At 58.7% G+C, this 26,347-nt stretch carries 42 protein-coding genes; 13 read left to right on the forward strand and 29 right to left on the reverse strand.

The annotated features are described in order from the left end of the window. The first annotated feature begins 117 nt into the window (after positions 1 to 117). The 6 genes from flgA (at position 118) to ACODRW_RS01275 (ending at position 4,634) form a co-directional block, all read left to right on the forward strand. Entirely contained in the window at positions 118 to 792 is a 675-nt protein-coding gene (gene flgA, locus ACODRW_RS01250; RefSeq protein ID WP_488904989.1) for a flagellar basal body P-ring formation chaperone FlgA, read from the forward strand. A 119-nt stretch (positions 793 to 911) separates the two neighbouring features. After that, complete coding sequence (gene flgM, locus ACODRW_RS01255) at positions 912 to 1,208, forward strand: flagellar biosynthesis anti-sigma factor FlgM (RefSeq protein WP_019100618.1); 297 nt, start codon at positions 912 to 914, stop codon at positions 1,206 to 1,208. Positions 1,209 to 1,231: 23 nt separating this feature from the next. Continuing rightward, on the forward strand, positions 1,232 to 1,696 hold the full coding sequence (locus tag ACODRW_RS01260; RefSeq protein ID WP_107800508.1) for a flagella synthesis protein FlgN: 465 nt from the start codon (positions 1,232 to 1,234) through the stop codon (positions 1,694 to 1,696). A gap of 162 nt (positions 1,697 to 1,858) precedes the next feature. After that, on the forward strand, positions 1,859 to 2,779 hold the full coding sequence (locus ACODRW_RS01265) for a CobD/CbiB family protein (RefSeq protein WP_107800507.1): 921 nt from the start codon (positions 1,859 to 1,861) through the stop codon (positions 2,777 to 2,779). A gap of 115 nt (positions 2,780 to 2,894) precedes the next feature. Continuing rightward, positions 2,895 to 4,232, forward strand: a complete 1,338-nt coding sequence (locus tag ACODRW_RS01270; RefSeq protein WP_227104872.1) for a DEAD/DEAH box helicase — start codon at positions 2,895 to 2,897, stop codon at positions 4,230 to 4,232. Between the two features lie 120 nt (positions 4,233 to 4,352). Continuing rightward, entirely contained in the window at positions 4,353 to 4,634 is a 282-nt protein-coding gene (locus ACODRW_RS01275; protein WP_488904990.1) for a hypothetical protein, read from the forward strand. Positions 4,635 to 4,780: 146 nt separating this feature from the next. Here ACODRW_RS01275 and ACODRW_RS01280 read toward each other — a convergent pair whose 3' ends face one another. The 12 genes from ACODRW_RS01280 to ACODRW_RS01335 form a co-directional block, all read right to left on the reverse strand. Continuing rightward, entirely contained in the window at positions 4,781 to 5,161 is a 381-nt protein-coding gene (locus ACODRW_RS01280) for a hypothetical protein (protein ID WP_488904991.1), read from the reverse strand. Positions 5,162 to 5,212: 51 nt separating this feature from the next. Further along, positions 5,213 to 6,409 (reverse strand): site-specific integrase, encoded by a 1,197-nt coding sequence (locus tag ACODRW_RS01285; RefSeq protein ID WP_488904992.1) that lies wholly within the window; start codon positions 6,407 to 6,409, stop codon positions 5,213 to 5,215. Continuing rightward, on the reverse strand, positions 6,364 to 6,597 hold the full coding sequence (gene xisR, locus ACODRW_RS01290; protein WP_043591267.1) for an excisionase family protein: 234 nt from the start codon (positions 6,595 to 6,597) through the stop codon (positions 6,364 to 6,366). The genes ACODRW_RS01285 and xisR overlap by 46 nt, the downstream gene beginning before the upstream one ends. A gap of 117 nt (positions 6,598 to 6,714) precedes the next feature. After that, positions 6,715 to 7,074: a hypothetical protein gene (locus tag ACODRW_RS01295; protein ID WP_488904993.1), complete on the reverse strand. Its 360-nt coding sequence runs from the start codon at positions 7,072 to 7,074 to the stop codon at positions 6,715 to 6,717. A 2-nt stretch (positions 7,075 to 7,076) separates the two neighbouring features. Beyond that, positions 7,077 to 7,580, reverse strand: coding sequence for a hypothetical protein (locus tag ACODRW_RS01300; RefSeq protein WP_488904994.1), 504 nt, complete (start codon positions 7,578 to 7,580; stop codon positions 7,077 to 7,079). Continuing rightward, a complete protein-coding gene (locus ACODRW_RS01305) occupies positions 7,577 to 7,804 on the reverse strand; it encodes a hypothetical protein (RefSeq protein ID WP_488904995.1) in 228 nt (75 codons plus the stop codon). The genes ACODRW_RS01300 and ACODRW_RS01305 overlap by 4 nt, the downstream gene beginning before the upstream one ends. A gap of 13 nt (positions 7,805 to 7,817) precedes the next feature. Then, positions 7,818 to 10,091, reverse strand: a complete 2,274-nt coding sequence (locus tag ACODRW_RS01310; RefSeq protein ID WP_488904996.1) for a replication endonuclease — start codon at positions 10,089 to 10,091, stop codon at positions 7,818 to 7,820. Beyond that, positions 10,088 to 10,459: a hypothetical protein gene (locus ACODRW_RS01315; RefSeq protein WP_488904997.1), complete on the reverse strand. Its 372-nt coding sequence runs from the start codon at positions 10,457 to 10,459 to the stop codon at positions 10,088 to 10,090. The genes ACODRW_RS01310 and ACODRW_RS01315 overlap by 4 nt, the downstream gene beginning before the upstream one ends. Positions 10,460 to 10,469: 10 nt before the next feature. Further along, a complete protein-coding gene (locus ACODRW_RS01320) occupies positions 10,470 to 10,616 on the reverse strand; it encodes a hypothetical protein (protein ID WP_191185858.1) in 147 nt (48 codons plus the stop codon). Positions 10,617 to 10,704: 88 nt separating this feature from the next. Next, positions 10,705 to 10,929 (reverse strand): ogr/Delta-like zinc finger family protein, encoded by a 225-nt coding sequence (locus ACODRW_RS01325; protein WP_114155420.1) that lies wholly within the window; start codon positions 10,927 to 10,929, stop codon positions 10,705 to 10,707. A 3-nt stretch (positions 10,930 to 10,932) separates the two neighbouring features. Then, complete coding sequence (locus tag ACODRW_RS01330; protein ID WP_488904998.1) at positions 10,933 to 11,379, reverse strand: YmfL family putative regulatory protein; 447 nt, start codon at positions 11,377 to 11,379, stop codon at positions 10,933 to 10,935. Positions 11,380 to 11,440: 61 nt separating this feature from the next. Then, the gene (locus tag ACODRW_RS01335; RefSeq protein ID WP_488904999.1) at positions 11,441 to 11,656 is read right to left on the reverse strand and encodes a hypothetical protein; all 216 of its coding nucleotides are present in this window, start codon (positions 11,654 to 11,656) and stop codon (positions 11,441 to 11,443) included. 128 nt (positions 11,657 to 11,784) lie between these two features. Here ACODRW_RS01335 and ACODRW_RS01340 point away from each other — a divergent pair, with 128 nt between their 5' ends. The 4 genes from ACODRW_RS01340 (at position 11,785) to ACODRW_RS01355 (ending at position 13,800) form a co-directional block, all read left to right on the forward strand. Further along, a complete protein-coding gene (locus ACODRW_RS01340; protein WP_488905000.1) occupies positions 11,785 to 12,102 on the forward strand; it encodes a helix-turn-helix domain-containing protein in 318 nt (105 codons plus the stop codon). A gap of 130 nt (positions 12,103 to 12,232) precedes the next feature. Next, complete coding sequence (locus tag ACODRW_RS01345; RefSeq protein ID WP_488905001.1) at positions 12,233 to 12,475, forward strand: hypothetical protein; 243 nt, start codon at positions 12,233 to 12,235, stop codon at positions 12,473 to 12,475. Then, a complete protein-coding gene (locus ACODRW_RS01350) occupies positions 12,472 to 13,182 on the forward strand; it encodes a hypothetical protein (protein WP_488905002.1) in 711 nt (236 codons plus the stop codon). Before ACODRW_RS01345 ends, ACODRW_RS01350 begins: the two co-directional genes overlap by 4 nt. A gap of 138 nt (positions 13,183 to 13,320) precedes the next feature. Then, on the forward strand, positions 13,321 to 13,800 hold the full coding sequence (locus tag ACODRW_RS01355) for an OB-fold protein (RefSeq protein WP_488905003.1): 480 nt from the start codon (positions 13,321 to 13,323) through the stop codon (positions 13,798 to 13,800). Between the two features lie 149 nt (positions 13,801 to 13,949). Here ACODRW_RS01355 and ACODRW_RS01360 read toward each other — a convergent pair whose 3' ends face one another. The 8 genes from ACODRW_RS01360 to ACODRW_RS01395 form a co-directional block, all read right to left on the reverse strand. After that, positions 13,950 to 14,111, reverse strand: coding sequence for a DUF3309 family protein (locus ACODRW_RS01360; RefSeq protein WP_488905004.1), 162 nt, complete (start codon positions 14,109 to 14,111; stop codon positions 13,950 to 13,952). A 94-nt stretch (positions 14,112 to 14,205) separates the two neighbouring features. After that, a complete protein-coding gene (locus ACODRW_RS01365) occupies positions 14,206 to 14,523 on the reverse strand; it encodes a BON domain-containing protein (protein ID WP_488905005.1) in 318 nt (105 codons plus the stop codon). Positions 14,524 to 14,593: 70 nt separating this feature from the next. Continuing rightward, positions 14,594 to 14,785 (reverse strand): CsbD family protein, encoded by a 192-nt coding sequence (locus ACODRW_RS01370; RefSeq protein WP_488905006.1) that lies wholly within the window; start codon positions 14,783 to 14,785, stop codon positions 14,594 to 14,596. Between the two features lie 420 nt (positions 14,786 to 15,205). Then, positions 15,206 to 15,412 (reverse strand): hypothetical protein, encoded by a 207-nt coding sequence (locus tag ACODRW_RS01375; RefSeq protein ID WP_488905007.1) that lies wholly within the window; start codon positions 15,410 to 15,412, stop codon positions 15,206 to 15,208. A gap of 134 nt (positions 15,413 to 15,546) precedes the next feature. Continuing rightward, entirely contained in the window at positions 15,547 to 16,110 is a 564-nt protein-coding gene (locus ACODRW_RS01380) for a BPSL1445 family SYLF domain-containing lipoprotein (protein ID WP_488905008.1), read from the reverse strand. Between the two features lie 31 nt (positions 16,111 to 16,141). Then, positions 16,142 to 16,798: a BON domain-containing protein gene (locus ACODRW_RS01385; protein WP_488905009.1), complete on the reverse strand. Its 657-nt coding sequence runs from the start codon at positions 16,796 to 16,798 to the stop codon at positions 16,142 to 16,144. Positions 16,799 to 17,580: 782 nt separating this feature from the next. Beyond that, positions 17,581 to 17,826, reverse strand: a complete 246-nt coding sequence (locus ACODRW_RS01390) for a hypothetical protein (RefSeq protein WP_488905010.1) — start codon at positions 17,824 to 17,826, stop codon at positions 17,581 to 17,583. A gap of 22 nt (positions 17,827 to 17,848) precedes the next feature. Then, positions 17,849 to 18,568 carry a Crp/Fnr family transcriptional regulator gene (locus tag ACODRW_RS01395; protein WP_488905011.1) on the reverse strand — a complete coding sequence of 240 codons (720 nt, stop codon included), beginning with the start codon at positions 18,566 to 18,568 and terminating at the stop codon, positions 17,849 to 17,851. Between the two features lie 73 nt (positions 18,569 to 18,641). Here ACODRW_RS01395 and ACODRW_RS01400 point away from each other — a divergent pair, with 73 nt between their 5' ends. From ACODRW_RS01400 to ACODRW_RS01410, 3 genes are read left to right on the forward strand one after another with little or no spacing between them, the layout of a single operon-like run. Further along, the gene (locus tag ACODRW_RS01400) at positions 18,642 to 18,890 is read left to right on the forward strand and encodes a cold-shock protein (protein ID WP_488905012.1); all 249 of its coding nucleotides are present in this window, start codon (positions 18,642 to 18,644) and stop codon (positions 18,888 to 18,890) included. Positions 18,891 to 18,913: 23 nt separating this feature from the next. Continuing rightward, positions 18,914 to 19,135 (forward strand): hypothetical protein, encoded by a 222-nt coding sequence (locus tag ACODRW_RS01405; protein ID WP_019101111.1) that lies wholly within the window; start codon positions 18,914 to 18,916, stop codon positions 19,133 to 19,135. A gap of 23 nt (positions 19,136 to 19,158) precedes the next feature. Beyond that, the gene (locus tag ACODRW_RS01410; protein WP_488905013.1) at positions 19,159 to 19,575 is read left to right on the forward strand and encodes a hypothetical protein; all 417 of its coding nucleotides are present in this window, start codon (positions 19,159 to 19,161) and stop codon (positions 19,573 to 19,575) included. A gap of 8 nt (positions 19,576 to 19,583) precedes the next feature. Here ACODRW_RS01410 and ACODRW_RS01415 read toward each other — a convergent pair whose 3' ends face one another. The 9 genes from ACODRW_RS01415 to ACODRW_RS01455 all read right to left on the reverse strand — a co-directional run bounded on the left by ACODRW_RS01415 (position 19,584) and on the right by ACODRW_RS01455 (position 26,337). After that, positions 19,584 to 19,973 (reverse strand): transposase domain-containing protein, encoded by a 390-nt coding sequence (locus tag ACODRW_RS01415; protein ID WP_488905014.1) that lies wholly within the window; start codon positions 19,971 to 19,973, stop codon positions 19,584 to 19,586. A gap of 117 nt (positions 19,974 to 20,090) precedes the next feature. After that, on the reverse strand, positions 20,091 to 20,375 hold the full coding sequence (locus ACODRW_RS01420; protein WP_405256025.1) for a helix-turn-helix domain-containing protein: 285 nt from the start codon (positions 20,373 to 20,375) through the stop codon (positions 20,091 to 20,093). After that, entirely contained in the window at positions 20,368 to 20,682 is a 315-nt protein-coding gene (locus ACODRW_RS01425; protein WP_488905015.1) for a type II toxin-antitoxin system RelE/ParE family toxin, read from the reverse strand. The genes ACODRW_RS01420 and ACODRW_RS01425 overlap by 8 nt, the downstream gene beginning before the upstream one ends. A gap of 374 nt (positions 20,683 to 21,056) precedes the next feature. Further along, complete coding sequence (locus ACODRW_RS01430; RefSeq protein WP_488905016.1) at positions 21,057 to 21,497, reverse strand: multidrug/biocide efflux PACE transporter; 441 nt, start codon at positions 21,495 to 21,497, stop codon at positions 21,057 to 21,059. A 167-nt stretch (positions 21,498 to 21,664) separates the two neighbouring features. Further along, positions 21,665 to 22,870, reverse strand: coding sequence for a phage late control D family protein (locus tag ACODRW_RS01435; RefSeq protein ID WP_488905017.1), 1,206 nt, complete (start codon positions 22,868 to 22,870; stop codon positions 21,665 to 21,667). Beyond that, positions 22,867 to 23,310 (reverse strand): phage tail protein, encoded by a 444-nt coding sequence (locus ACODRW_RS01440; protein WP_488905018.1) that lies wholly within the window; start codon positions 23,308 to 23,310, stop codon positions 22,867 to 22,869. The genes ACODRW_RS01435 and ACODRW_RS01440 overlap by 4 nt, the downstream gene beginning before the upstream one ends. Beyond that, positions 23,310 to 25,904: a phage tail tape measure protein gene (locus tag ACODRW_RS01445; protein ID WP_488905019.1), complete on the reverse strand. Its 2,595-nt coding sequence runs from the start codon at positions 25,902 to 25,904 to the stop codon at positions 23,310 to 23,312. The genes ACODRW_RS01440 and ACODRW_RS01445 overlap by 1 nt, the downstream gene beginning before the upstream one ends. Next, on the reverse strand, positions 25,901 to 26,110 hold the full coding sequence (locus ACODRW_RS01450) for a GpE family phage tail protein (RefSeq protein WP_488905020.1): 210 nt from the start codon (positions 26,108 to 26,110) through the stop codon (positions 25,901 to 25,903). Before ACODRW_RS01450 ends, ACODRW_RS01445 begins: the two co-directional genes overlap by 4 nt. Further along, positions 26,029 to 26,337, reverse strand: a complete 309-nt coding sequence (locus ACODRW_RS01455; RefSeq protein ID WP_118268215.1) for a phage tail assembly protein — start codon at positions 26,335 to 26,337, stop codon at positions 26,029 to 26,031. Before ACODRW_RS01455 ends, ACODRW_RS01450 begins: the two co-directional genes overlap by 82 nt. Between the last annotated feature and the right edge of the window lie 10 nt (positions 26,338 to 26,347).

The raw sequence follows: 26,347 nt of genomic DNA on the forward strand, positions 1-26,347 counted from the left end.
TTTAATTTAGATTTAAGAGTCTAAGCTCTATTCGAACGATTATTTGAATGTATGCATCGCATTGTCAATAGCGGCCCCAGGCTGCAGCCCTGGGCCCGCTTGCGCTAGAATGCGGGAATGCGACGTTTACTACTGTGGATGATGTGCTGCGCCTGGAGCGTGGCGGCGTCGGCCGCCATGCAGGATCTGGGGCGGCTGGAGGCTTTGGCCGGCGACTTTCTCAAGCACGAGTTGTCGATGCGGCCGGCCACCTGGACGCTGGGGCAGCTGGACCGCAAGCTGGCGGTGCCGGCCTGCGCGCAGCCCAAGGCGGATTGGGCGACGCCGGGGGTGACCACCGGTTCCACCTTCGTCGCGGTGTCCTGCCCGGAACTGGGGTGGGCGCTGCGGATTCCGGTGCGGATCAATGAAAAGAAAATGGGCGTGGCTTTGAGCCGCGCGGTGGCGGCCGGCGAGGTGCTGAGCGCCGCCGACCTGCGCCTGGTCGAGGTGGCCAACCCCAGCCTGGCGCGCAATGTGCTGGACGATCTGCAGCAGGCGATAGGCAAGACCATGCGCTCCGGCGCGCCGGCCGGCGCCTGGCTGCGCAGCTTCATGGTGCGCGCGCCTTATCTGGTGAACAGCAACCAGCGGGTCAAAGTGGTGGCCTCGGGGGAGGGCTTCGCCGCGACGGCCGACGGTTTGGCGATAGGCAATGCCGCCGAGGGCGAGCAAGTGTCGGTGCGCATGGCTTCCGGGCGGGTGATACGCGGGCAAGTTCAAGCGGACGGCAGCGTGATGGTGATATATTAGAGACGGTTCGCCGGCAGGTCTCGGCGCGCAGCGGCGGATAATTGGGCGAAAGTCTTCAAGATATTGTTTTTCCGTCCGATAATAGAGGTAATCCAGGTTCCCTTTGGGAAGGCCATGCCATGAAAGTAGATAACTCGGGCAAGCTGTCAGCAAGCTACAGCACCCAGAACAAGGCGGCGCCGCGCGACGCGGCCGCCAACGCCAACCCTGCCGCCAGTGGATCCGACAGCGTGACGATCAACCCTTTGGCCAGCCGTCTGAGCGCGGTGGAAAGCAAGGTCAGCGGCGATTCCGGCTTCGACGCAGGCAAAGTGGCCGCGATCAAGTCGGCGATAGCCGCGGGCACCTTCAACGTCAATCCGGAGAAGATCGCCGACGGCTTGATCGCCTCCACCAAGGAATTGTTGGCGCGCTGAGCGCGCGCAGGTGAGAGTCAGGCATGAACGTTGTTGAAGAATTCTGCCAGCTGTGCCGGGCCGAGAGCGCTCTCGTCGCCCGGCTGATCGCGTTGCTGGAGCAGGAACAGAAGGTGCTGGTGCAGGGCTTTGACGTTCAGCTGGACGCCCTGGCCGAGAGCAAGAGCGGCGTCTTGGACCTATTGGCCGTCAGCGCCGCCCAGCGCGGCGAATTGATGCGGCGGATCGGCGTGCAGGACAGCGAGACGGTTTACATCTGGCTGGCGGACAAGCCGGAGGCCAGCCTGGCCTGGACCGGGCTGGAAGAGGCGATCCAGCGGGCGCAGAGCATCAATCAGCTCAACGGCAGCTTCATCGATCAGCGCTTGTCGCTGGTGGAGGGCGCGCTGAACACCTTGAAGGACGCCGCCGCGTCCACCGTGGGCTACGACAAGGCCGGCCAATTGCCGGAACTGGCCGCCGGGCGACGCTTTCTCGGCTCCGCCTGAGCGTTTGAAGCCGCTCCCGAGGGGGCATGCAAGAGCGCCGTTGCGGCGCTCTTGGCGTTTCCGTCCGACGGTTTTAGAGTCTATTCTCAAGGAGCAGTGGGAATGCCCTGGCCTTTATGGTATCTTCCTCTCCGGGCCTGAGAAAACCACTATCCGGAACCAATGACCCTGATTTCCTTGATTATCGCTCTGGCACTGGAGCAGTTGCGGCCCTTGGGCAATCGCAATCGCGTCTGGCTGCTGTTCACCCGCTACGCCAATCATTTGGAACGCAATCTGAATGCCGGCTCCAACCGTCATGGCGTGTTGGCGTGGTCCTTGGCGATCGTGCCTGCGGTCTTGCTCAGCTTGCTGATCTATTACGCGCTGCACGCCTTGAGTCCGATTCTGGCGATGTTGTGGAATGTCCTGGTCTTGTATCTGACCATGGGTTTCCGCCATTTCTCCAGTGCGTTCTCCGAAATCTCCCAGGCCTTGGCCGAAGGGCGGGATCTGGACGCGCGCGCCTCCTTGGCGAACTGGACCGGACAGGGCACCGCGGAGTTGTCGGTTGAGGAGATTTCCCGGCTGGCGATCGAGCAGGGGGTGGTGGACAGTTACCGCCACGTGTTCGGCACCATGTTCTGGTTCGTGCTGTTGCCGGGTCCGGCCGGCGCGCTGTTGTATCGTCTCTGTTCTATGCTGAATCAGAAATGGGGCAACCGCGACGCGAACGAGGACCCGTTCGGCCGTTTCTCGGCCAGCGCCGCCGCTTGGCTGGACTGGATTCCGGTGCGTTTGACCGCCGCCAGCTTCGCCATCATGGGCGATTTCGAGGATGCGGTGTATTGCTGGCGCTCCCAGGCCAAAACATGGGGGAACTACGCTAATGGCATTTTGTTGGCTTCGGCCGCGGGTGCGATCGGCGTGAAATTGGGCGATCCGCTCAGACAGGATTACTCCATACGCTTCCGGCCCGAACTGGGCTTGGGCGACGAAGCGGACCCCAACTACCTGAAAAGCGCGGTTGGTCTGGTCTGGCGTTCCGCCTTGCTATGGTTGGCCGTAATCCTGCTGCTCAGCGTCGCAAGCCACATGGGCTGACGACCCAACGCCGCCGTTCGGGCGGCGTTGCCTTGTCCGTTCGTGTCATTTGAATACGGGGGCGTGTTGGCGCATGCGCGCAACAGGCCCCGCGAGTTTTGCAGGAGTGTTGTCCATGCTGTTTTCCGAACTCGGGTTGTCTCCCGAGATTCTGCGCGCCATCGAAGAACAGGGCTATTCCCAGCCCACCCCGATTCAGGAAAAGGCGATTCCTCTGGTCTTGTCCAGCCGTGATTTGCTGGCCGCCGCTCAAACCGGCACCGGCAAGACCGCGGCCTTCATGCTGCCCATTCTGGAGCGCCTGAAGAAATACGCCAATACCAGCGTATCGCCGGCGATGCATCCGCTGCGCGCCTTGGTGTTGTCGCCAACCCGCGAGTTGGCGGATCAGATCGGCGTCAACGTCAAGAGCTACACCAAATACCTGCCGCTGCGCGCCACCACGGTGTTCGGCGGGGTCAATATGGACCCGCAAACTCAGGAACTGCGCCGCGGCGTTGAAATCCTGATCGCCACGCCGGGCCGCCTGCTCGACCACATCCAGCAAAAAACCGTTCAATTGAACAAGGTGGAAGTGCTGGTGCTGGACGAAGGCGACCGCATGCTGGACATGGGCTTCATCCAGGACATCCGCAAGATCATGGGCATGCTGCCCAAAGAGCGTCAGACCCTGCTGTTCTCCGCCACTTTCGCGCCGGAGATCAAGCGGCTGGCCGCCGATTTCATGAAGTCGCCGCAAACGGTGGAGGTGGCGCGTCAGAACGCCACCAACGATCAGGTCGAGCAGATCGTTTACTCGGTGGACGCCTTCAAGAAGCGTCATCTGCTGACGCATCTGATCAAGTCCCGCGACATGAGCCAGGTCATCGTGTTCTGTAAGACCAAGCTCAGCGCCGATCGTCTGGCGCGCGAGTTGCAGCGCGACGGTCTGCAAGCCGAAGCCATTCACGGCGACAAGGCGCAGGGCGCGCGTCTGGAAACGCTGGCCTCGTTCAAGGAAGGCAAGCTGCGCGTGCTGGTGGCCACCGATGTCGCCGCCCGCGGTCTGGACGTGACGGAGCTGCCCTATGTAGTCAACTTCGAGCTGCCGAACGCCCCGGAAGACTATGTGCACCGGATTGGCCGCACCGGCCGCGCCGGCGCCAAGGGCGTGGCGATCTCTTTGATGTCTCCGGAAGAAACCCGCCAGCACGACTCCATCGAGAAGCTGACCAAGCAGACGCTGACGCCGCAGATCGTGGACGGCTTCCGTCCCTCCTGGCTGGCGCGCCCCAACGAGCGCGAACGCGAACGCGAGCGCCCGTCTGCGCCGCCCAAGCCGGAGGCTTCGGTTCTGGCCGGCTCCTCCGAGGGCGTGAAGAAGCCCTTGAACGGCCGCCGCAGCCGCAAGGCGAAGCGGGAAGTGCCGGCGCTGTTGCTGCCGCCGCGCTACAAGGTGGAAATCATTCGCTGATTGGGCGAACGAGCAAGGAACGGTCCCGAACGGGGCCGTTTTTTTATGGGCGTCGGCGGCACTTCCCGCCGGCCGCGGAGTCGGATGTCTGGGCGGTTTGCCCTGGGCGAGGAGAGCGCGATGCGGGTGAAATGGCGGCATATCGGTGTGGGCGGCGCGATGTTGGGCGTTGGCGCGGCGGCGGGAGCGACGACGACGGCTTGGCCGGCGTCGAGAAAAACCGAAGCCAAACCCGCGCCGGTGTCGGTGATGGTGGCGGAGGCGCAGCGGCTGGAGCGTCTGCGCGCGCTGGTGAAACAGCATGCGATCCAATGCCATTGCTCGCTGTGCCTGGGGCTGGGCGTGGCCGAAGCGAATGGCGGAAGAGAACAGGAGTCGAACCTGCTACTCCCTCCTCTATAACCCAGAACTGGCGTGGCTTTTATCTTTTCGCACATTAGATTGTGCGACGAATGTGCGAAAAGTGACGCATTCGGTGACGCGGCCAAAAACAAAGGAGCCCACCGTTATCGATGGGCTCCCGTACCTTTCCAATGACTCCAATCGCATTATTCATCCTCTTCTTTTCCAAGCATCTCGCTCACCTTGTCTATGAGAGCTTCCACCTCTTTTTGTGTATTTGCCTCAATCTTAAAATCCTTAGTTTCCACACGAACCTTTCTTCCATACCGCGACTGAATCCAAGCCCCACCGACTGCAGTAACTACCGGCACTGCCAGTTTCACAACTTCAATAATGTATTCCCCCAAAGGCCCACCGGCAGCGCCAATACCATCTTGTACAAAAAATCTTTGATGGCACTTATTCCCAGCAATCTCCTTTATTTCTTTTGTGTACCCCTGCAGTTCTTGACGAAATTCCTGACTAAATCTTGGGAGATCATCCGGAGCGCTTACGAGCGTTATTATCACTTGTTGCTGGTATTCCATATGTCACCTCTTTCGCTGTGCTAAACAAATTATTTGGCGATGCCAAGAGCCTCATGCTTTTTTCTCAACTGGCAGCTGCCAGTCATTGACCAGCTGATACCCACCCTGCTTATCCGGGTCCGGTATCCACCGGCCGTAAGTCCTGATGACCATTTCGGTGTCTACGTGCCCCAGCTGATTAGATACCCACATGATATTTTCGCCGGCGGACAACAACATCGACGCATAGGTATGGCGGGTCTGGTAGGCATTGCGCGCGCGGACACCCGCACGCTTGAGCACCGTTCCCCATTGCTGGTTGATTTGGTCCGGCAGCGTCCAGGGGGCTTTTGTGTACGGATTGATGAAAACGCGACCGTGGCCGGCGAACCGCTCACGATCCGTCAGCGTAAATCGCTTTTGCTCCAGCAGCGCCGCGCGCGCCGGCGGCAGCATCAGCACGTCGCGCTTGCCGGCATTGGTCTTGGTTCCCTTCTCGCGCTTGCGGCTGATGGCACGGCGGACCTTGATAACGCCATTCACAAAGTCGATATCCTCCCAGCGCAGCGCCATCAACTCGCCGGTGCGCAACCCGCTATAGATGGCGAACTGGAACTGGTTTCTAAGCTGACCCTCGGCAGTGGCCACCACCGCGGCAATCTCCCGGCGGTTGAGCGGGTCCACCTCATAATCGGTGCTGGCGGTTTCCTTGTTGACCAGCTTTTTCAGTATGACGCCGGCGAATGGGTTGCGCTCAATAAGCCCATCCGACAGCGCCTGCTCGACCACATGGCGCAGCGGTATCAGGTCGTTGCTGATGGTCTTGATTGTGACATTGCGCTCCACCACCCAGTCGCGGATATCGGCGCCGATCAAGTCGGTAATCCGCTTGGCTCCAAACTTGGGCTTCAGCTTGAACTCAACCGACTTGCGGTATTCATTCCACGTACCGAACTCCAGCGTCTTTTCCGTCTGTGCAATCAGCTTGTCCAGCAGCTGGCCAACGGTGACAGAAGACACCGCATGGCCAAACAGGGCTGCGCGTTTCGAATTGGGGAAGTAGTCGGAGTAGCGGAAGGTTTGACGCTCGATAGCGTTCAGGATTTCGGCGCGAAGGCGCTCGGCGTATCGAATATTTGCCGCGGTGGGGTCGAGTTTCAGCGTCTCCCGGCACTCGACCCCCCGGAAGGAAAAAGCCACTTGCAGGCTTTTCCCCCTGATGTTTACGCCGCGTGGCGTGCTTTTGGTGCTCTGCTGCTCGCTGCCCATTCTTGAACCGCCTTGATGTTGACCCAGACTTTGCCGTCGCCGGCAATCCGCCACTCCACATTCTCGCGCCAGACGCCGCCGCGCCGTTTGGCGCGTACCCCATCAGGCGTATCGCCCATGATTTCGCAGTAGCGCGCCTGCGGTAGCCATTCCAGATGGATTTTTACATTATCGCCGATTTCTATCATGTCTTGCTTCCTTGCACTGGCGGCCATAGGCGAGCGGCCTTGCCGGCTTATCAGAGAACGGCGCACCCTAGTTGATTGGGCGGCCGCTCGCCTATGGCCGCGGTTGCGGCCGGGATATCAGATGGGCTCCACCACCAAAGCGAGGCTTGCACGCTCGTCGTCCAGGATCTGGAAGCAGTCGCGGCCTTGGTTGTCGCGGCCGTTCTGCACGAGCTGGCGCTCCAGGGTGTTGCGCACCAGGGCGATGACGTTGCCTTGCAGCTGCAACAGCTCAATCGGCCAGCGCAACACGATGAACGGGACAGCACCCGGGCCGGCCTCGGCGGTGGCGTCCAGCTCGATGTCACGCAGGCGCCGCGCAATGCGTTCTGCGCGGTCGATGTTGTGGAGCTGCCCATTTACAGCATCCAGTTCAGCCTTGAATTTACCGGTGGCCGCTTGCACCAGGCGGGTGTAGAGATTGGTTTGCACGTTCATTTCTACCTCTCCCCATCTTTGCCGGATGGCGATTCAACTGCCCGCAAGGCTGCGTTAAAGCGTTCTTCCACAGCGCTTTGAATGAGCTTATTTGTCAGCTTTTCCACCTGGCTATTCACAAAAAATTCCAGCTTACCCCGCAGAGTTTCTACCGTTTTGGAGTAAAGCTCGTCGTAGTTGGCATTGGTGGCGCTCTGAAACTCACTCTCGATCCGCAGCTTGATCAACTTAGAGACTCGTTCACTCACTCCGGCAGCCAGGGTCGTCTTATTCAGCTCATCAGCCCACCAACCACCATCTCGAACCAAATACTCTTTCATGGCTTCTTTGCCGGCATCGCGTGCCGCTCTCTCCGCCACCTCTACCAATTCTTTGTCGACCGCATTTGCCTTACCTACTTTGGCGGCAACATTTTTGATGACAGCGTTTTGCAGCTCCAATCGTGCTTCGCTTCCCTCAGGGAAAAGCGACATCACGGCGGCCGAATCTAGTTTCAGAGAGATCATTTTTCATTCCTTTCGATAAGTTGTTTAAACCGTCCCCACTTCTCCGAACAGTCCGCTTCCGCTTGCCGAAACAGCTGCAACGTTTTTTTGTATCCACCACCGCCAATAAGCTGGAGGCACACAACACACGCAAACACGTTGCGACGCGATTCCACGTCCTTGGCTTGCTCGGCAATCAAGCTCGCCATTGCGTGCCTGTCCGGCCCATACACTTGCTGTTGCATGTTCCCTTCCTCCTCACTGGACCCGAGCGGTGAACTTCCGCGCGCGGTCGATTGCGTTGTTCAGCTGTCTGGCGATGGGCTTGCTGCTGCCGCCCTCGGCGCGCCAGCGGGCGCCTGGCCGTGGTGCGTCCTGGCTTTGGAGCAGGGCGGCCATGCGGATTTCGTTGACGTGTTCCAGGCCGGCCGCCGGCGCCATGCGCTTGAAGCGCTTGGTCAGGCGCTGACTGGTCAGGCGCAGCACGGTGTCGGCGCGTTTCTGTTCCGCCTGCTGCTGGGCTTGCTGCACCCAGCCGTCCGCGAACTTCATTAAGTTGCTGATCTGCTGCTGGAACTGCCGCTGAGCGGCGCGGCTTCGTCGCTGGCGGGCGCGGTTTTCGGCCACCGGCAGAAAAGCGTCGTCTTCCGGCCGTGTGCTCATGTAGATGTCCATCTCCGCCGCCTCGGCCGCGATGCGCTGGGCGTCGCCCGGCTGGGCCGGAATCGGGGTGGATTTCGTTTCCGTAGAGTTATTGACACGAGTCCAAGGGGCGCTTTCGCGCCCTGAAACCCCAACCCCGCGCCTGATTTCCCATGTGTGCATCCGAGTCACCGCCAGCTGCCCGCCGTCCACTTCAACAACACCAAACAGGCGCTTCTGCCCCGGCTCGCCGTAGCGGTTGGTGGCCGGCGCGCTATCCTTGGCCAGCCGCAGCGGCATGTTCTTGCGGCTGGCCTCATGGCCGCCCATCACCTCCACGAAACGCCCCCAGTTGCCGGCGTCCGCCGCGGCGGCGGCGCGCATCAGCACATCCTCGGCGTCCGCGTAGTCAATGCGACGCAGCTCGCGCCACACGCCCACCGGCGGGCCGCCCACTTGCTGAAACTGACGAATGCCCCAAGTGCTGGCCCAGGCGTCCACGCGCTGGGCGGTGACGGTGGCATCGGTTGCGTAATCCTCTGCCAGCGTCAGGCCGTCGTCGCCATCCGGCCGGCCGCCGACGGCTTCATAGTCTTGACCGATGGAAAACCCGTCTTGGCGGGTGCCGTCCACGTTCTTGGCAATGTATTTAGCGATGTAGCCGGCGGCGGTGCCGCGACTCCAGTCGATGCGCTTGAAGTCGACGCGGGCCTTGATACCCTTCCACACCCAGCGCGTGGCCTTGCCGGCCCAGAACGCTTTTTCCCAGCCGATGGCCTCCGCCAGCGCGGCCAGCGGCTCCTTGGCGCCGGCGGCCTTGCGCTTCCGCGCCATGGCCATGGCGTCGGCCTTCGTCAGCGCGTAGCGCAGACCCAGCTCGTGGCGGTCCTCGCGCACCGCATGGCGCGCCACGATGCGGCGAAACTCGCGCACATGCTCAGGCGCCATAAAGAACAAGCCGTGGTAGTGGGGCGTGCCGTCGTGGTGCGGCTCCGCCACCCGGAAGCCGAAAATCTTGATGTCGGCGCGCGCAAGGCTGGCGCCAATGCGTGACCACACCCCGCCCAGGTAATCCCGGGTATCGGTGGGCGTGCTGACGCCGTCGTAATGCGGATTGCGTTGACCGCTGGCCGCCACGCGGGGGTGGAAACGGCTAGGGGCGGTAAGGGTGATGAACTCGCCGGCCAGCTCCAGGCCGATGGCGATATGCTCGAAACCGGCGATGCGGCACATCAGCTCGGCGCGGCGGATGCGCGGATTGCTCATGTCGGCGTCGGCCACGTCGGCCAGGTTGAACGCCTCGCCCAACTCATTGATGGCGGTCAGCGCCTCCAGCAACGCACGGTTGCGGCGCTTTTGCTCGCGCCGGCGAGTGACCGCATCATGACTGGCGTACAGCGCGTGGCGCTTATGGACCAGGCCCAAGGCGATGGACAGCGCCTCCGCCTTGCGCGCGTTTACACGGCGCAGGTTCCGGCGCCACCACAGGCTGCAAGCCAGGCGCAGCTTGATGCCGCCGTCGGTGTCCGCGTTGGGCAGCGCAATGCCGTGCTCGCTGCAGAAGCGCTCCAGATCCTCCATGCTCGCGCCGTCGCGGTGCAGCGCCTCCGCCTGGCTGGCCTTGGCCTTGGCGTATTCCACCAGTTGGCTTTCGCTGGCGCCCAGCTCCAGCGCCTTGGCCGGGAAACGGCCCACCAGCTCGCGCAGGTAGTTGTTCGCCTCCGCCTCGCGGCCATCGTCCAGCACGCCCTTGCGGCAGGTGAGGTTGCGGTTGCGCCGACGCAGCCAGTTGCGGCGCACCGCCCGCTGCAAGTGGCGCGGAAAGTGGCCAATCTTGGCCAGCGCCCAGCTGTCCGGCAGGTGGCTCAACTCCGGCATCTTGGGTGTCATGCGGCTGCGTCCTGGCTGTGCCGCTGAGCTGCCGGCGCTTCCACGTCTACCGCACCGGCGGCCAGCCGCGCCGCGGCGTGTTCGCTTTCCGCCAACAGGGTTTCCAGCTGATACCAAAGCTGCCCCATCTCCGCCATGCCCAGGCCGGCAAGCGGCAGGCGGTGCAAGGCGGACAGGCGGACGATCTGCTCGCGCACCCCGGCCATCACTTTCAGCCCGTCCTGCATATCGGCGATGGCTTCCAGCTGCGCCAGCGTCAGCACTTTGGACTGAAGCGCTCGGACCGATTGCAAGTGCCGTACCGCGCGGCGTTCGTCTACCTGGGCGGCCAGCTGCTGACGGGCGGCCTGAAAGTTTGCGTAGGACATGACGGTTTCCTCAGACGGGCAGGGTGAACTGGAGCACCACCAACAGCGCCAGCACCAGGCCGGCGGCGATGGCCTGGCCGTTGCCGGCCGGCTGGCGCAGCGGCGCGGTGTAGCAGCCGGTGCCGTTTTGGAAGCGGACGTAACGCAGCTTTTTCATGGGGTTCTCCAGTTTTTGGGCGTAAAAAGCCCCCTCGCGCCGCGCGGGTGCGATTTTTTGCAAGGGGGAACGGGGTTAAATCAGCTCGTCAGGCGAGGCCGGGCAGCTCCAGCTGCCTATCGTCAATCGGCGTTCTCAAGCCCAGGCGCGTGCGCTTATGCTCGATGGCGCAGGACTCGCTATAGGTTTTGAACGGCTTGCCGCAGTTCTCGTAATCGCCGCACTGGTAGTAGGTTTCCCTCACCGTTTCCGTCAGCATCCGGCTGGTGCGCGCGTAGGAGACAAAGCCGCAGTATTTGCACGGGTACGCCATGCCTCAGCTCCGGCAAAACAACTGAAAGGTCAGCTCGTTCATCTGCACCGTCTTGGCGCAGATATCGTGCTGGATGCGCTCCAGGCGGCGGCGCTCGCGGCTGTCCACCTCGCCGTCGCGGGTGGCCTCGCGCCACTCGCGCGCCAGCCGCGCCACGTCTTCCACCAGCTCCATGTACAGGGTCTGGATTTCCTCGTTGTCCACCCGCTCGGCGTCCGGCATGCGCACAAACACGCCGCCGCTGTCCATCGCCACCGCCTCGGCAAACAGCGTGGAGCCGTGAAAGGCCTGCATCTGCATCGCCTCATGCAGGCTCACCGCCTGACCTTTGCGCTCGTAGACGCGGTTTTCCAGCGCGTCCTTGGTGATCCCCAGCGCGGCGGCCATCGCCGGCCATCCGCCGGGCATGCCCTTGCACATCTGTTGGTAGCAATTTCTGAAGTTGTCCATCGGGTATCACCAAAAATCTAGAGGTCTTGTGGTTTCCAGGCCGCGGCGGCTTGGCTACAGTTCAAGCATTGTCGGCGCGGCTGGCTTTCCAGGCGGCCAGGCCCAGCAGATAGATATCGCGGGCCAGCTTGCTTTCGGAGTAACCGGTGTCGGCGATGGCCTGATCGAACTCGCTGCGTTCGGCTTGCAGCAAGCGCATCTGCACCGGCTTGACCTTGGAGGTGCCGCGCGGACCGTAAGCGCGGCGCGGGCGTGCTGTCTGTTCGGCGTTTTGCATGTGAGTTACTATCTATGGAAAAGTAGAGTTGATGTGAATCGTACTCTAGAAAATTTGATATTGCAAACCACATACTCGAGAAAACTAGAGGTGTGATTCATATTCGCCACAGGCGAACGGGGTGTAATGTGAGCATCGGGGAACGTCTAAAAGAGGAAAGAGGCCGTCTTGGCTTGATCCAGATGGAAGCGCACAAGGCCGCCGATGTTAGCTATGCGACTTACCTCGGCTATGAAAAAGGGACCAGCTTCCCTAACGCTGAAGTGCTAGCAAAGCTCTATGCTGCCGGCTTCGATGTCACCTACATCATCACCGGCAAGCGCGATGATTCGAAGCTCACGCCGGAAGCTCACGTCCTCTTGAATCAGTTCCAGCAACTGGACCCGCGTGGCCAGCGCCTGGCCCTCGGGGTGATGCAGCAGATCCATCAAAACCTGTCCGAGTAGCGCGGACCCGAGACCAAACACAACGCCCGGCCATGTGCCGGGCGTTTTATTTAAATGGGTTGATACGACTTTGGCATGTCGAGTGATTTACATTATGCTTTCTGAGATTACGTGTTAGCGGGTAAGAAAAATGAAACTCAAAGAGTTGCTTCGTGCATGGGAGTCGCTTTCATGGGAGCAGATGCAAGCGAAGCAAGAAGCGGTTGATATCGTGGTCGAAATGCTCCAGAACCCTGGAAAATACAATTTCAAGCTTGGTGACGCTACGTCGGAAAAACTGGTTGAGATCGGTTTGATCCTGACAGAAAACAACACGAAGTCTGTTGAGAAAACTAAGGCGCTAGGGTTAGCCAGTGATGGAGGCGAAGCATGAAAGAAGACGTGATTGAGCGCCTTGTCGCTAGCGCTCAGCAAGTTTATGACGAATTGGAGAAAGAAAAGGCTAGACAGCGATCTGAGGTAGTAGTGGTGACGGGGGCACTCCAGTCTAGGCTTGACCTTGAGGATGCTCGCCCCCAAGATAATGATATGAGCCAATCTCAAGAAGTCTTCGACGCCCGGCTGGAAGCCATGGAAGCGCGCATGGATGCCCGGGTGGCGTCGGTGGAAGGCAAGATCAACACCATGCTGGCCAGCATGGAAGGGCGTGATCGTGCCTTGACGGCCAGCCTGCAAGCAATGTCCGAGCGTTTGGAGGCGAAAGTCGTCGATCAGGAGAAACGGTTTGAGGGGGTGGCACAGGAACGCGAAAAGACGCTAAAAGCTACTTTCGAGGGGCTGACCAATCAGCTCAATGAACGGGATAAGCGGCTAACCGATTTGGCCGCCAGCGCGGAAGCGTCCGCTAACCGCGCCGCGGGCCTGAAGTCGACGATGTGGGTCACGTCCCTCACCACCATCGTTTCCATTCTGGGGATTGCTGTCGGCGCTTACTTCGCTACGCAGTCTTCCAATCTCAGTATTGTTCAAACCACATTGTCCGCCTTCCAGGCCGGGCAGAGCAGCAAGTCAGACGCCAAAGCCACAGCCGATAAGGCTAGCCCGGCGGGCAAGGCTGCTGAGGCTTCCGCCAGCAAGTAATTCAGGTTTGTTTGCTTCAAGACAACGCCCGGCCATGTGCCGGGCGTTGTGCTTGTGATTTGCATTATGCCCACGTGATATGATAAAGGTTTGGCAAGTTTGATTTGATAATGACAAATATCGCTTAGGATGCACGCTATGAAAAAAGCCCTGAAATGGATTGGGATTGCCCTAGTGGCTTTGATCGCTATCGGCATTATCTTTGGAGAGAACAAGGGCAAGGCGCCGGTCACGGCCAGCCATGATGCCAGCGGCGCCCAACAGACGGCGCAGCAGGAGTCACCTGCCGCTGCGCCGGTCCAAGAGGCGGCCATCAAGGTTAGCGCCAAGAAGCTATTTCAAGCCTATGACGATAACGAGGCCGCGGCGGATGATGAATACAAAGGCAAGCTGTTGGAGGTGGAAGGCCGCATTGCCTCCATCGACAAAGACGCTTTCGACAACACGATAGTCTGGCTGCGTGCCAAGGACGATTTCAACCGTGTCATGGCCAAGCTGAGTGACGAGGAAGCCCCCAAGGCCAAAGTGCTCAAGAAAGGGCAAACCGTGACCGTGTCCTGCCAAGGCAGCACCCGAATCATTGGCAGCCCCACGCTGGACCGCTGCGCGATCCTCTAAAACAATAGCCCCGCATTAGCGGGGCTTTTTGCTTGAGTCGACGCATGAATCTTGAATCGCCCCTACGTTCCCAGATACCTTGTGAGCCTCGCTGAACTGCCCGGCTTCTATGGGCAATCCATGTCCCATGGGTCGGAGCGCGCTCCATTTCAGCTGCCCCTTCGCCCGCGACAACCAAGCAGTGCAAAAGAAACGATCAGAGCTACAACAATCAGTCCGATAGGGCCCATTCCCCAGCCCATGCCCAGACCCCAATACAAGCCGCTGCCAAACAGCAGCAAGAGCAAAATCGCAATAATGAGTAAGTCCATGTTTTCTCTCCTAAGTAAGAAGCGAAACTTCGACCGTCAACATTGATGCACACAGATTTTCCACCATGCTAGTGCTAATAACCACGATTCATCACTAGCGAGGCAGAACGGTCAGTTTGTTGTTAACAGCGATAACCGACTTGACCTGTGCCGCCAGCTTCGTGGCGCGATCAGATTGATTTTGGGTGTTTACGGTGCCATTTAGATCGACAACGCCATGGTCGGTGCGGACATTGATACCAAGTCCTTTGACCCCCTTGTCTTTGGCGAATACGGCCTTGACCTTGGTGGTGATGACGGAGTCATCCAGGTGCTGCCCAGGTGTTTCGCTCGTTAAGTCTTCGGCGTATACGCCTACTGGAGCGAGCAAGGCACCCAACAAAAGCAAGGCGCCGGTGAGTTTGATGTCCATGATTTCTCCATTTGATTTGTTTCAACCGAACGGGCGTCGAGTGAATTCACACGCCGGTTCTGTGTTGTAATTAAGGCGTTTTCAGTTTCTTCGCGAGATCATCTTTCATATCGCCTACTGATGCCTGAACAGCCCCAACGTTTTTCTGGATATTGCCTTTCGCTTCTAGGTCCTTGTTACCCACGGCTTTGCCGACGACTTCCTTCACTTTGCCCTTCGCTTCTTCTACACGTCCTTTGATTTGATCTTTGTTGATGTCCATGATGTGCTCCTAAAAATTCAGTCGACTCGATGTCGACGCATGGCGACGGCCACACAATCGCACCATAGTTCATCAGCTACATCTGGTCTGTTCGCTGCCATACACATGTGGAATGTATCGGGTTCTCAGGATTGATATGGTAGGGCAGGCGCTATCCCGGAATGAAGAATGGAAAAATTAAACTGGAAAACTCTATTGTTCGTCTGCGCGCTTAACTCCCGCTGCGTGATCAACTCGCCGCCGATGGCAATCTGTCCGACGCTACCGCCGGTGCCAGCTAGTAGGGCTACTTTGCTTGTGCCATACATTGAAAGTGAAAAGAACGGTGCCCATCAATTCACATGTAGAATTAATGGGCATCCATCAAGCCAATTAAAGGCCTAGTCTTCTAATTGACAGGGTTTCAGAACTAACCCGCAGTTACGGTTTGGCCTTATGGGTCAGAACCCCATCTTGTTTATTCCCAAATGTTCCACCATCTTTTTTTTTATCGGATTCCTTGTTATGGTCTTTTTGGGGGTCGTTGGTAGGTTTTGCCTTATTTTCGAATGCTTGGCCGGTACTGGTTTTGTTTTTGTCAGTTTCGCCAGTTTTTGCGGTTTCATGCTTTTCTTGGATATTGGTCATTTTGTTCACCTCTGATTAGGTTGCTCCACGTAAAATTACGTAGAATCAACATTCAGCATCATTACTATATGGCTTGTGTGCACAGCGGTCTGTACGCTAACAGCCATATGGAAATGAGACTGGGCCGGACTAAATCACGGTTTAAGCTTGGATACCTTGGTGCCTTGTAAAGAGACATTGAACATTAGGCCACCATTGGTCAGCACAAAACCAATGACTGGAGCTTTGGCTGTTTCAGTATCAACCGATCCATCCGCGCCAATTTTCAACAGAACCACATTGGCATCAACCCCGGCGGTCCAGCCATTCCCTTTGCGGAAATGATCCAATGACTCCTGTGTCATGAACAAAAATATAATGGCCTTAGACTGTGCCCCTGCCTGGAAGCCGACAGAGCCCGTCATTGTCTTGTAATAACCTGCATACTGGTTTCCAATACGTAATTGGCCCTCTCCATAAGCGGCTCCAACGACTAAGCCGGCGGTTAGCACTGAGGGAAAAACCAGAACCCCTTTGGCGCGGCCCATCAGTTCGCGAGATCCTTTTGCCTGCTGATAAAGCTCGCTTAGTGTTTGATCTACATTGGCATCAATGGCCAGATTCCTCGTCATGTCACTTGCTTGATAATTAGGCGATGTCGTCGTGCAGCTGATCAGCGAGCCACCGAGTAGCAATATCATACCGATACGTTTGAGCATGGTATTTTCTCCTGTAGATTGATTTGGGGCGTCAGATAGTGACTTTGATTTTGTCAATGACATTACGGACACCAGGCATCCCCGCGGCAGCATGTTGGGCCAGTGCACGTTCCGACCAACTGTGTACAGTGCCCCCCAGAATGACATCGGAACCGTCAATACTGACGGTGATGCTTGCAATATCACGGATAGCCCGACGCTTCAGCGCTGCTTCCACCTCTTCTTTGACCGCCCGGCTGATTACTTTAGGGCGAATGCCAATGTCGCTGCTAATCCCGGTGACCCCCGAAAGGTGGCACACTAGCTTGCAGGCATCCTTTCTCTGGTAGTCCCACTCAACTTCGCCGGAAAGGGTGACCCAGCCATGCTCTACCAAGACTTTGATAGAGTTCTCCTTGAGATATCCCATCATTTGAAGAACACGGGCTGCAGTACGTGAGATATCTGAATCATTAGGATTTTCTTGGCCAGGGAGTTCCACCGTTATTCCCTCCGCAATGGCTGTTACACCACTCACACGCAACGCCGCGCGTTCTGCTGACCATTTCTGTGCATAGTTGGCAACATGTCCACAAAGTGTAACAACCCCATCATTTACCTGTACCCCAATATGGGTGGAATTGATCGCTGGGTCCCACATTAGCTCGGCTATTACATCGGCTTGTAACTGGCTATCTGTCTTGATCATGACTTGAGCTCCTTGCTTATTGGATTTCCATCCTCAGCGAGGCCTCAATGATTGTCTGTCTGCTACCGTACATTAAATGTAATTTTTTTACGTGGGAGGTCTAGCTAGGGTCGAGGGGCCAGTATCAACACTTGCCGTCTTATTTTTGTAATGAACTTTAATGTTCTTGGTAATTAAATATTAAAATTAATTGGAAAAAAGCTGAACCTAATTATCAAAATCGTGTCTAAAAAATTCTATAATGTTTTTTGGAGCGAAATTAAGGAAATAATAATGATCAAATCAAACCATTTTGTACTTGTCTTTTACTACAGCAACAAACACTTATTTGCTGGCGATATCACATCCAGAAATAGCCAGATTCATCGCTCCAAACATGAGGCGTGCGCCAGGTTCGAATCTATTGATAAGGCTTTAGACGCAAAGGTGCCTCCCATGTACTGTTTTGCTGCAATCCACTCTCCATGTGGAACATACCACTTCAGTCGCGAGAATGGCTGGGAAGCCCAGCAGCGTTAATTTTCTATAACAGTGAGATTAGCTTCGGCAATTGCTTTGACACCAAGAGGAAAAACAAGAGAGTTGCTAGTAAAGATAGCAAACAAAATGAACCGGGTATCCCAATGCAATTAAGAACATATAGATTATGTGCGCTACCGCACAGACACGGAAGAAACAAGCGGACATTATAGGCTTACCGACACCTGCAACCTTGCAAGTGAGGCGCATACCAATCTTAAGGTAATCTTTATGAATAAGCCCGCTCAACAAACTACCGGTGATCACAGCAATCCCGCTGATGTCGTCAAGCCGTCACAGCCAGCAGATACCTCGGCCAAACCGGGCACCCCAGGAACCTCTCCGAAGGAGCCCATCACTCCAACCCCACCTAAAAAAGCATCGAGCTCGAACTCAATTTTTCGCAAAGTCAAATAATAGCCACCAGGCTTTGTTGATCTGAGTTCAGACTTGTAACAAGAATTTGCAATTTTTGAAAAAGCAAAAACCTTGCCGTTCCAGATCCCCAAGTGGAACGGCAAGCATTCTGGATTAGCTTTTACCCGGTGCTGGCAACAAGCGGTCCATTTCAGCTCTCACTACCGCATAACACTCGCAACTAAGTTGCTCCAGTTTTACTCTATCTAGTACGGTAATATGACCGCGCCGATATTCGATTATTTTCAGTTTTTGCAGTTTGCCTGCGGCATGGGTGACCCCAGCACGCCTCACTCCTAACATATTAGCAATCAGTTCCTGAGTCATACACAGTTGGTTGCCTGATAAACAATCTAAGGATAGCAGCAGCCAGCGGCAGAGTTGTTGGTCGATGGAGTGATGCCGGTTGCATGCGGCGGTCTGTACCATTTGAGCCATTAACGCTTGGGTGTAGCGCAGCATCAACAGCAACATCTCGCCATGGCGACTGAACTCGTGCAAAAAATGTGTAGCGGGTAAAGCGTAAGCATGACCAGCGCTTTGAACAATGGCTTGACCGGTGGAGGGCGCCCCACCCATGAAAGCTGACACGCCCACCAGCCCTTCATTGCCGATCACGGCGATTTCTGCAGACGCGCCATTCTCCATTACATACAAAATCGACACGATTGAATCAGCAGGGAAGTAAACACGGGACATGGGGCGGCTAGCATCACTTAGCATCTCCCCCAAGGCTAACGAAACGTACTCCAAATGTGGTAGAAGACGTTGTTGTACTTCGGGAGGCAAAGCTGTAAGTAATCGATTTTGCAACGGAAGGCACGGCTTGGGCATATATATCTCCATTAAATAAAAAAGCATCAAGGTCAGGTATATCCCACACATCTTCTAGAATGTATTGATACTAATGAATAAGGAGATTGCCATTATGGCAACAGGTATTATCAAATTTTTTGATCCGGCCAAAGGTGTCGGCATCATCCAGCCAGACTTTACTGGAGATAATCTGTATCTGGAGGTGTCGCAAGTAATGATGGATATTCCGGAGAATTTACCTCCAGGGCAACGTGTCAGCTACATAAAGGCTATCGGCGTGAATGGTTTGCAAGCCCGGTGTATCCGTCTGCTCGCCCCTCTCTACAACGCACAAGACTGAAATAAATTATTTGGAAAAATTTTATGCACAAAACAAATGCCGACGTACTAGCGCTGGCGGCGCTACTCAAAGCCATTGTAGCCGACCCAAAAGCCTTGTTCGTCACCCCTGGCCCCTGCCATGATGCGGGAGCGGCCAGTGCTACTGCTGCGGCTGATTTCGTGCTGAACTTCTCCAGACGACTACAACAGGACATCAGTGACGAAGTCACCTTGTCTAATGTCGCAAACCTGTTGTTCCGTTAAGTCGTTTCAATGATTAGCCCTGAATGTTGCCACTGGCAGACACAAACAGATGCAAAGAAGTAAACAAAAGTAGAGCTATTGGCCGGCTTTTTGTTAGAAGATGTGGAACTTCTCAAAATTCGGTTGCAGACAACGGTAATACTTGGAATGAGAGGCGCTCGATGACTGAAAGTGAGATTTTGGAACGAATCGAAGCGATGAATGGAAGTCGCGATAGTGCGTTGCTAGCTAGCTTCTGGTTGTTGATGGGTGGGCGCTACGACATTCGACTGTTTACTGTAAATGATTTGAGGGACTTGGCAGGTGATAGTAGAGCAATATTCTATGCTATAAGTGAAGCCTACACCTCGAAGCAACTTACAATTTTAACCCCAGGTTTGGCTTCTGTGCTGATGGATATTCTGGTGAGTTATGAGCACGAACGAGTCCAGCATATCTAGGGCAGCTCTTAGCCAGCAACGGCCAGTACGCGCAGGGCGTCATTGGCGGGGGCTCGGCACCAGGCTTGCGTAAGCATCCGGAACAGTTGCGCCATCGGTTCATCGCCAAGCCGCTGACGAGCCTGCACGCTGGCACTGAGGGCGAGCAAGGCGTGTTGATCGAGGCTCAGAGCCAATTGCTGCACGACCTGCCATAGCGGCAAGTTGTGAAAGAGGGCCAAGCCAATGACCAACCAGACGGCATGCTCGGCAGGAAGTTTGCGGCGCCGAATGGAAGCTTTGCCGGTAACGGCGAGTGCTTGCTCGATCCAGGCAGGGTCAATCAATGCGGCCAATGTCTCCAGCCGAGAAGGGGCGTGTGGTAGCGTGTCATCTAAGGCGCGTTGTAGCAGGCTCATGCAGCAAAAAAGGGAACATGATGAACATGTCCCCTTTTACTGGATTTGCATCTGCAAGTCTTAACTGACTGGCATTACCCCAGGCGGGGTGCTTTGCAGTTCAACAGGGTAGCCGCATTACGCGGGGTTAAGCTCCCGCAGCACTTCAGGGTGCTGGTCCGCTACCTTCAGCAGTGTTTTGGCGGCGCCAGTCGGTTGGCGTCTATTCTGCTCCCAATCCTGTAACGTGCGCGCGCTGACGCCCAGCAGATCGGCGAATGCTGCTTGCGACAGTCCAACCTTGGCGCGGGTAGCTGCGACCGAGGACACGGCCACTTTCGTTACGCGCGCCGCTTCGCCGGCCTTCATTTCCTTGACCGACTGCAGCAAGTCGGCCTGGAATTGCTCCATTTCCTTATCCATTTTCCACCTCTTCACGCAACTGGTTGAGGAAAGCTGGGGGCAAGTTATCGAACTTGGCCTTGGTGTACGCAATCAGCAGATAGATGCGGCCACCCTCCAGCAGGTTGTAGTAAATCACCCGTGCACCACCGCGCTTACCCATGCCCGGCCGGCTCCAGCGCACCTTGCGCAGCCCGCCCGATCCAGGGATGACATCGCCGGCCAGCGCATTGTTGGCCAACCATTCGATGAAGGCCAAACGCTCGTCCGCTGGCCAGATTTCGTCCGCGCAGCGCTTGAAGACATGGGTTTCGATCACGGTGTGCATGCGCGCATTATACGGCAATGCCGTATTTTGAATAGTATACCAATGAAAAAGAATTGCGACCCGCTCTTACCCCGCCGCATTCTCTCGCCGTGCTTCCCGCTCCAGCGCTGCGGTGCAGCCACCGTCGCTCAGCTGATGCATCACCTTCTTTAGCACCCAGCCGGTGGCGTCGATGACGGGCTTGAAGCCCTGCACCTTGGCGGGGAGTTTGGCGAGCCGCTCCGACCGGCCGTAGGCCAGATTGATGCTGAACTCGGCGGCGCCGCGCTACAGCACTTTGACGTTGCCGGCAGGCAGAGGCTGGGAAGCGTTAAATAAAAAACGCCCGGCACGGCGCCGGGCGTTTCTTCCAACACTGCGGTACGGCTGGCTGTTTAGAAGCCGTGTTGGCGGCTCCGCAGGCGGGCGCGGAGCTTGTCGTACACCCAGCCGAAGACAAAGGTGTAGGGCAGGAAAAACAAGAAGAAGCCGATGTCCAGCAGAAAGGCGTGCCAGTAGCTGAGACCCATCCACCAGGCGGTCGGCGGCACCAGCAGGATCACCAAGCCGCCTTCAAACAGCAATGCGTGCAATACGCGCAGCGCGGGGGTGCGCGTCCAGCCTTGTCTCCGTTCCAGTCTCTCGAACAGCGCGTTGAACACCATGTTCCACAGCATGGCCATGGTGGTCAGCATGACGGCCAATACGCCCATTTTGGTGGTGTCTTGGTTGAGCAGCCAGGTCCCCAGCAGCATCAGCAGGATGATGGCGCACACTTCATAAACGACTGCGTAGAAGACGCGTTCTTGCCAGGATTTGGGTGCTTGTACTTGCATGTTTTCTCCTATTCACCGCGTGCCCGTCTAATAAGCCTACTCGGGTTTCCGCGGTGGAATGTGTATCACAGGTGAGGCGATTATATTGGTTTTATAGATGGAGAGAAGATGGTTTTGATCGGAAAACCCGATATGAATGGACGCTGTGTGAGTGGCGGCAACGTCGCCTAGCGCGGTGTTGATCCGGAGGGCGCGGGGTCTTCCATCGCCTCCAGCTTCATTTCCAGCTCCAGCTGGCAGGTATAGCCGCCGTCGTTCAGGGTGTGGGTGATTTTGTTGATCACCCAGTCGGTGGCGTCGATGGCCGGCTTGAAGCCCTGCACCCTGGCCGGCAGTTCGGCGAACAGTTCCGGTCGGCCGTAGGCCAGGTTGATGCTGAACTCGGCGGCGCCGCGCTGCAGCTTCTCCCACGCCGCTTTCGCGCCCTGCAGCGCGGTGGCTTCGCTGGCGTAGATGTGGCGCAGCACCTTGACGTTGCCGGCGCGCGGCTCCACGCCTTTTTGCTGGATGGCGGTGAGCTTTTTGCGCTTGCTTGTGCGGCCCAGCTTGGTGACGGTGGCGCGGCGTTCGAAGCGGGTGTTTTTGTCGACGACGACTTCGCCGCGCTTGGCGCGGTTCAGATCCTGCCATTGCGCTTTGACGGCGGTGTAGGCGTTGCGGTCGGCGATGTTGAAGCGGTGGCTGTCGCCGTTGGCGCGGGTGAGGGTGCAGACCGGGAAGGGCTTACCGCTGACGGTTTCGGCGTCGCCGGCCTTGCAGAACACCAAGCGGCCGTTTTTCACCGTGGCCACGGCGTCGTGTTCGCGCGCCAGCCGGTGCAGCAGCTGGGCGTCGCTTTCATTGCGCTGATCCAGCTGCTCCACGCGGCGCTTGGCCAGCCAGTCCGGTATCGCCGGCTGCAGCTGGTTGGCGGCGGCGATGGCGTGGACGATGGCGCCGAGCGTGGTTTTGCTCCAGCTCTTTTCGCGCTTCGCGGCGATGCCTTCGCGCAAGTCGCTGGAGCGAGCGCGCAGGGTCAGAATGTCCGGCGTGCCGCTGTGCTCGACTTCGTCGACGGTGTAGCTGCCCTTGTCGATCAGGCCGCTATGCCGCCAGCCCAGCGCCACGGCGATGACGGCGCCGCGGCCGGGCAGCTCCAGCATGCCGTCGCTGTCGTCCAGCACGATGTCGAGCTGGTCGGCCTCTAAGCCGCGGTTGTCGGTCAGCGTCAGCGCCACCAGCCGGTGGCGCAGCGCGCTGTCCAGCGGCTTGCCGTTGAGGCTGAGCCGCCAGGCCGGCGTCGGCGCGCCGTTGAGGCCGGCGAAGTCGGCGAGGTTGTCCAGGCCTTGCTGGGCGATGCCCTGGCCGGCGGCCATCAGGCTGTCCAGGCTCAAAACGCCAACTCCATCACCGCGCGGCTGAGGTTGCCGAGCAGGTCCAGCATGCTGCCGTCGACGCGCTGCAGGGTCAGGGTGAAGTCGATCTCGCGCGCCTTGCCGTCGCTGAAGAATTCGCGGCGGGTCAGGTCCAGCTTTTCGATGACGTAGAAGCCGTAAATCATGCCGGTGCCCTCGATCAGCGGCCAGGCCAGCGCCTGATCGGCCATCAGCTTGAGCAGGGCCAGCGAAGTGTCGCCGCCGGTCAGTTCCGGCAGCAGCTTGCCGGACAGGGTGATGGGCTCTTCCTCCGGGCCGGTGTATTGGCGGCCGGGCGCGGCGCCGACGCGGGGATTGCCCGGCCAGCGCCAGCCGTATTGCTGTTTCATTTCTTGATAGGGCAGGGTGCTGCGGGTGAACACGAACAGCCCGAGCGCCATCATCGGCAGGCCTAGCATTAGTCGATGTCTCCAAATTTGCTGCGCTGTCTGGCCTGGGCGTCGCGCTGGGCTTTTTCCAGTTCTTGGCGCACTAGCCGCGCCAGCGCGCGTTCGTCCATGCCGGGCGCGGCGTGGATGGTGATCGGGGCGTTGATCATCACCGGAGCGGTGGCCACCGCGGCCGGCCGCGCCAGCGGCGGGCGGGTGTCCAGCTGGCCGGCCAGCGCCGGGCCGGCTCCGAGCATGACGCCAGCGCCGAGCGCGGTCAGTTTGCCGGTGGCGCTGCGCAGCGCGGCCAGCGGGCCGTCTTGACCCTGGGTGATGCCCTGTTCAAGTCCGGCCATGGTGTAGCCGCCGATGCCGGCGAACACGCGGGACGGCGAGTGGATGTCCAGCTTGTTGCGCAGCCACTCCGGCAGCATGTCGCCGACGCCGAGGATGGCGTCTTTGACCCAGCCCAGCCCGCTTTTGATGCCGCTGACCAGGCCTTGCATGATCATGCTGCCGAAGCCGGTAAAGCGGTTTGGCAGCTCCACGCCGAACCAGCCCATCACCGCGGCGAAGGCGCGATAGAACAGCCCCAGCGGTGACCAGTTGAGGATCAGCGCGGCAATGCCGGCGACGCCGCCGCTGAACGCCATAACGATTTCCGCCCAGATGTCGGCGAAGAAGGCCTTGATCGGCTCCCAGTAGAGGTAGATCAGCGTGGCGGCGGCGGCGATGGCGGTGATGGCGAGGCCAATCGGAGTGAACATCATCATGCGGCCGACGAAACCGACGACTTTCAGCACCGTCATCAGCGCCGGGCCTACCCGGCCGAGGACGCCCAGGCCGCTGCTGAGGGTGGCCATGAACATGGACAGGCCGAAGCGCGCCAGCATGAAGGGGCCGGCGATGGCCGCCGCGGCGATCAGCAGCCCGCCCAGCGCGGTGAGCGCCACGGCGACGACGGCGGCGATTTTCATCAGGGTGGCCGCCAGTTGCGGGTTTTCCCGCGCCCAGGCGCCGGTTTTTTCGGATAAGTCGGCGATCCATTCCGCGGCGGCTTTCAACTCCGGCGAGATGGATTCGCCAAACTTCACCATGGCGTTGGTGAAGGTGCCGCTGGCGGCGTCCCACAGGTTCTTGAGGGTGCCGAGCTGTTGGTTGACGCGCTCCTGCAGGCTGGCCTGTTCCGCCAAGTTCTTTACCACATCGTCGTAGCCGCCTTGGCCCTTCTCGATGATCTTGGAAAGAACTTCATTGGTTTCCTTGTCGTCGCCAAAAATGTCTTTCAGCACCGCCAGGCGGTTGACGGTGTCCAGCTTCTGCAGCTTGCCCAGCTGCTTCATCAGATTGTCCAGGCCGCCGAACTCGCCCTTGCCATTGGTGAAGTCCAGCCCCAGGCTTATCTTTTTCTTCTTGAGCAGTGACTTCTCCACTTTTTTGATCTTGTCGACGTTCAGCCCCGCCGCGATGACTTTGCGGATGGCGTTGCCGGCGGACTCTCCACGCATGCCGGCTTGGTCCATCATCACGACGAAGGGCGCGAAGGCCTTGGCGCCCTCCAGGCCCTTGACCTTGATCATGTCCATGGCCGCGCCCAAACCCTTGTAGGCTTCCAGCATGTTGCCGGAGTCGACGCCGGCGTAGAAACCGCGCTGGATCATGTCCACCAGCCCCATCATGTCTTTTTCGCTGGTGCGGGTGGCGTCTTGCAGCTTGGCGGTGAATTCCGCGGCTTCCGTCGGCGCCATCTTCAGTTGCACGCCCAGGTAGGCGGTGGCCTCGCCCAAGCCGCCCAACACGGACTTGGCGCTCATGCCCTGGCGCTGCAGCATCGTCATCATGTCCTGAAAGTCCGCCGTTGTGCCTGGCAGACGGTCGCCCAGCTTTTCGGCCAGCCGGTTGACTTGCTCGTATTCGGGGGGCACGACGCCGCCGGCGCGCATCATGGCGCCCTTCAACTGGGTTGCCGAATCTTCCGCTTCCGCATAGGCCGCTACCGGCTTCAGCACCGCCGCGCCGGTGGCCACGCCGCCGGCCATGGAGGCCACGCCAACGCCGGCCACCTTGTCGCGCACTTCCTTGGCCCGGCCGTAGCGGCCGCGAATGTCGTTCAGGCGCTGCTGGTGGCGGCTGACTTTTTCCAGTTGTTCGCGCTGCCGCTTCAGCGCTTCGCTGGTGCCGTCGATCTTGCCCTTGAGCGCGGTTTCCGCGTTGCCCAGCTGCGCGACCTTGACGCCGGCCTCGCTCAGCTTGGCGCGCAGCGGGGCTAGGTCGCGGGTTTGGCGCTGTACCTGGGTGGTGAGGCTGTGCACGCTTTCGTTGACCTTGGTGAAGGCTTTGCGGAATTTGGCGGTTTGTTCCTCACCGGCGCGCATCTGGTCGCGCATCGTGCGCACGCGCTGCTGCGCCTGGTCCAGCTTGGCGCGGGTATCCTGCAGCGCGGCGGCCTGCTTTTTGTAGCCGCTGATATTGGACTGGGTGCGCTCCAGCGCCTTCAGCTGTTCGCGGGAGTGCTTGACCGCCTGGGCCAGCTCCTTGCTGCCGGCCATGGCGTCGCGCAGCGGGCGGCTCAGTTTGTCCACGCCCGCCAGCAGCACTTCCAGCTTCATCCGGGTATCGCTCATGTGTCCTCGTTGCCGCTGCGCAGGCGGGCGTGTTCGCGCCAATCGGCCAGTTCGGCCAGGCTCATGTGATCAAACGCCGACGGCGGCCAATGGAAGATGACCGCGACGTCGGCGATGGCGTCTTCTACGCGGCCGGGGAGGCCGTGTCCGCTTCGCTCGGCTGCCGCTCCTTCTTCCCCAAAAAACTGGCCACCGCGATGCCGCATTCGGTCAGGTCGGCCGGGTCCATGGCTTGCACTTCCTGCTCGGTCAGCGGCGGCAGGGTGATGCGCGGCAGCAGGGTGATCAGCGCGCCGACGTCCATTTGCAGCAGGTCCACCAGCTTGGTGCCGCGCAGCTGGCCGGCGCTGGGCTTGCTGATGCGGATGGCGGCGATTTGGGTCTGTCCGCGCTGGATAGGCTGGTCCAGGGTGATGGGGTCTTTGTCTTGCATGATGCGTCCT

This window comes from Chromobacterium sp. FG89 (assembly GCF_057808735.1).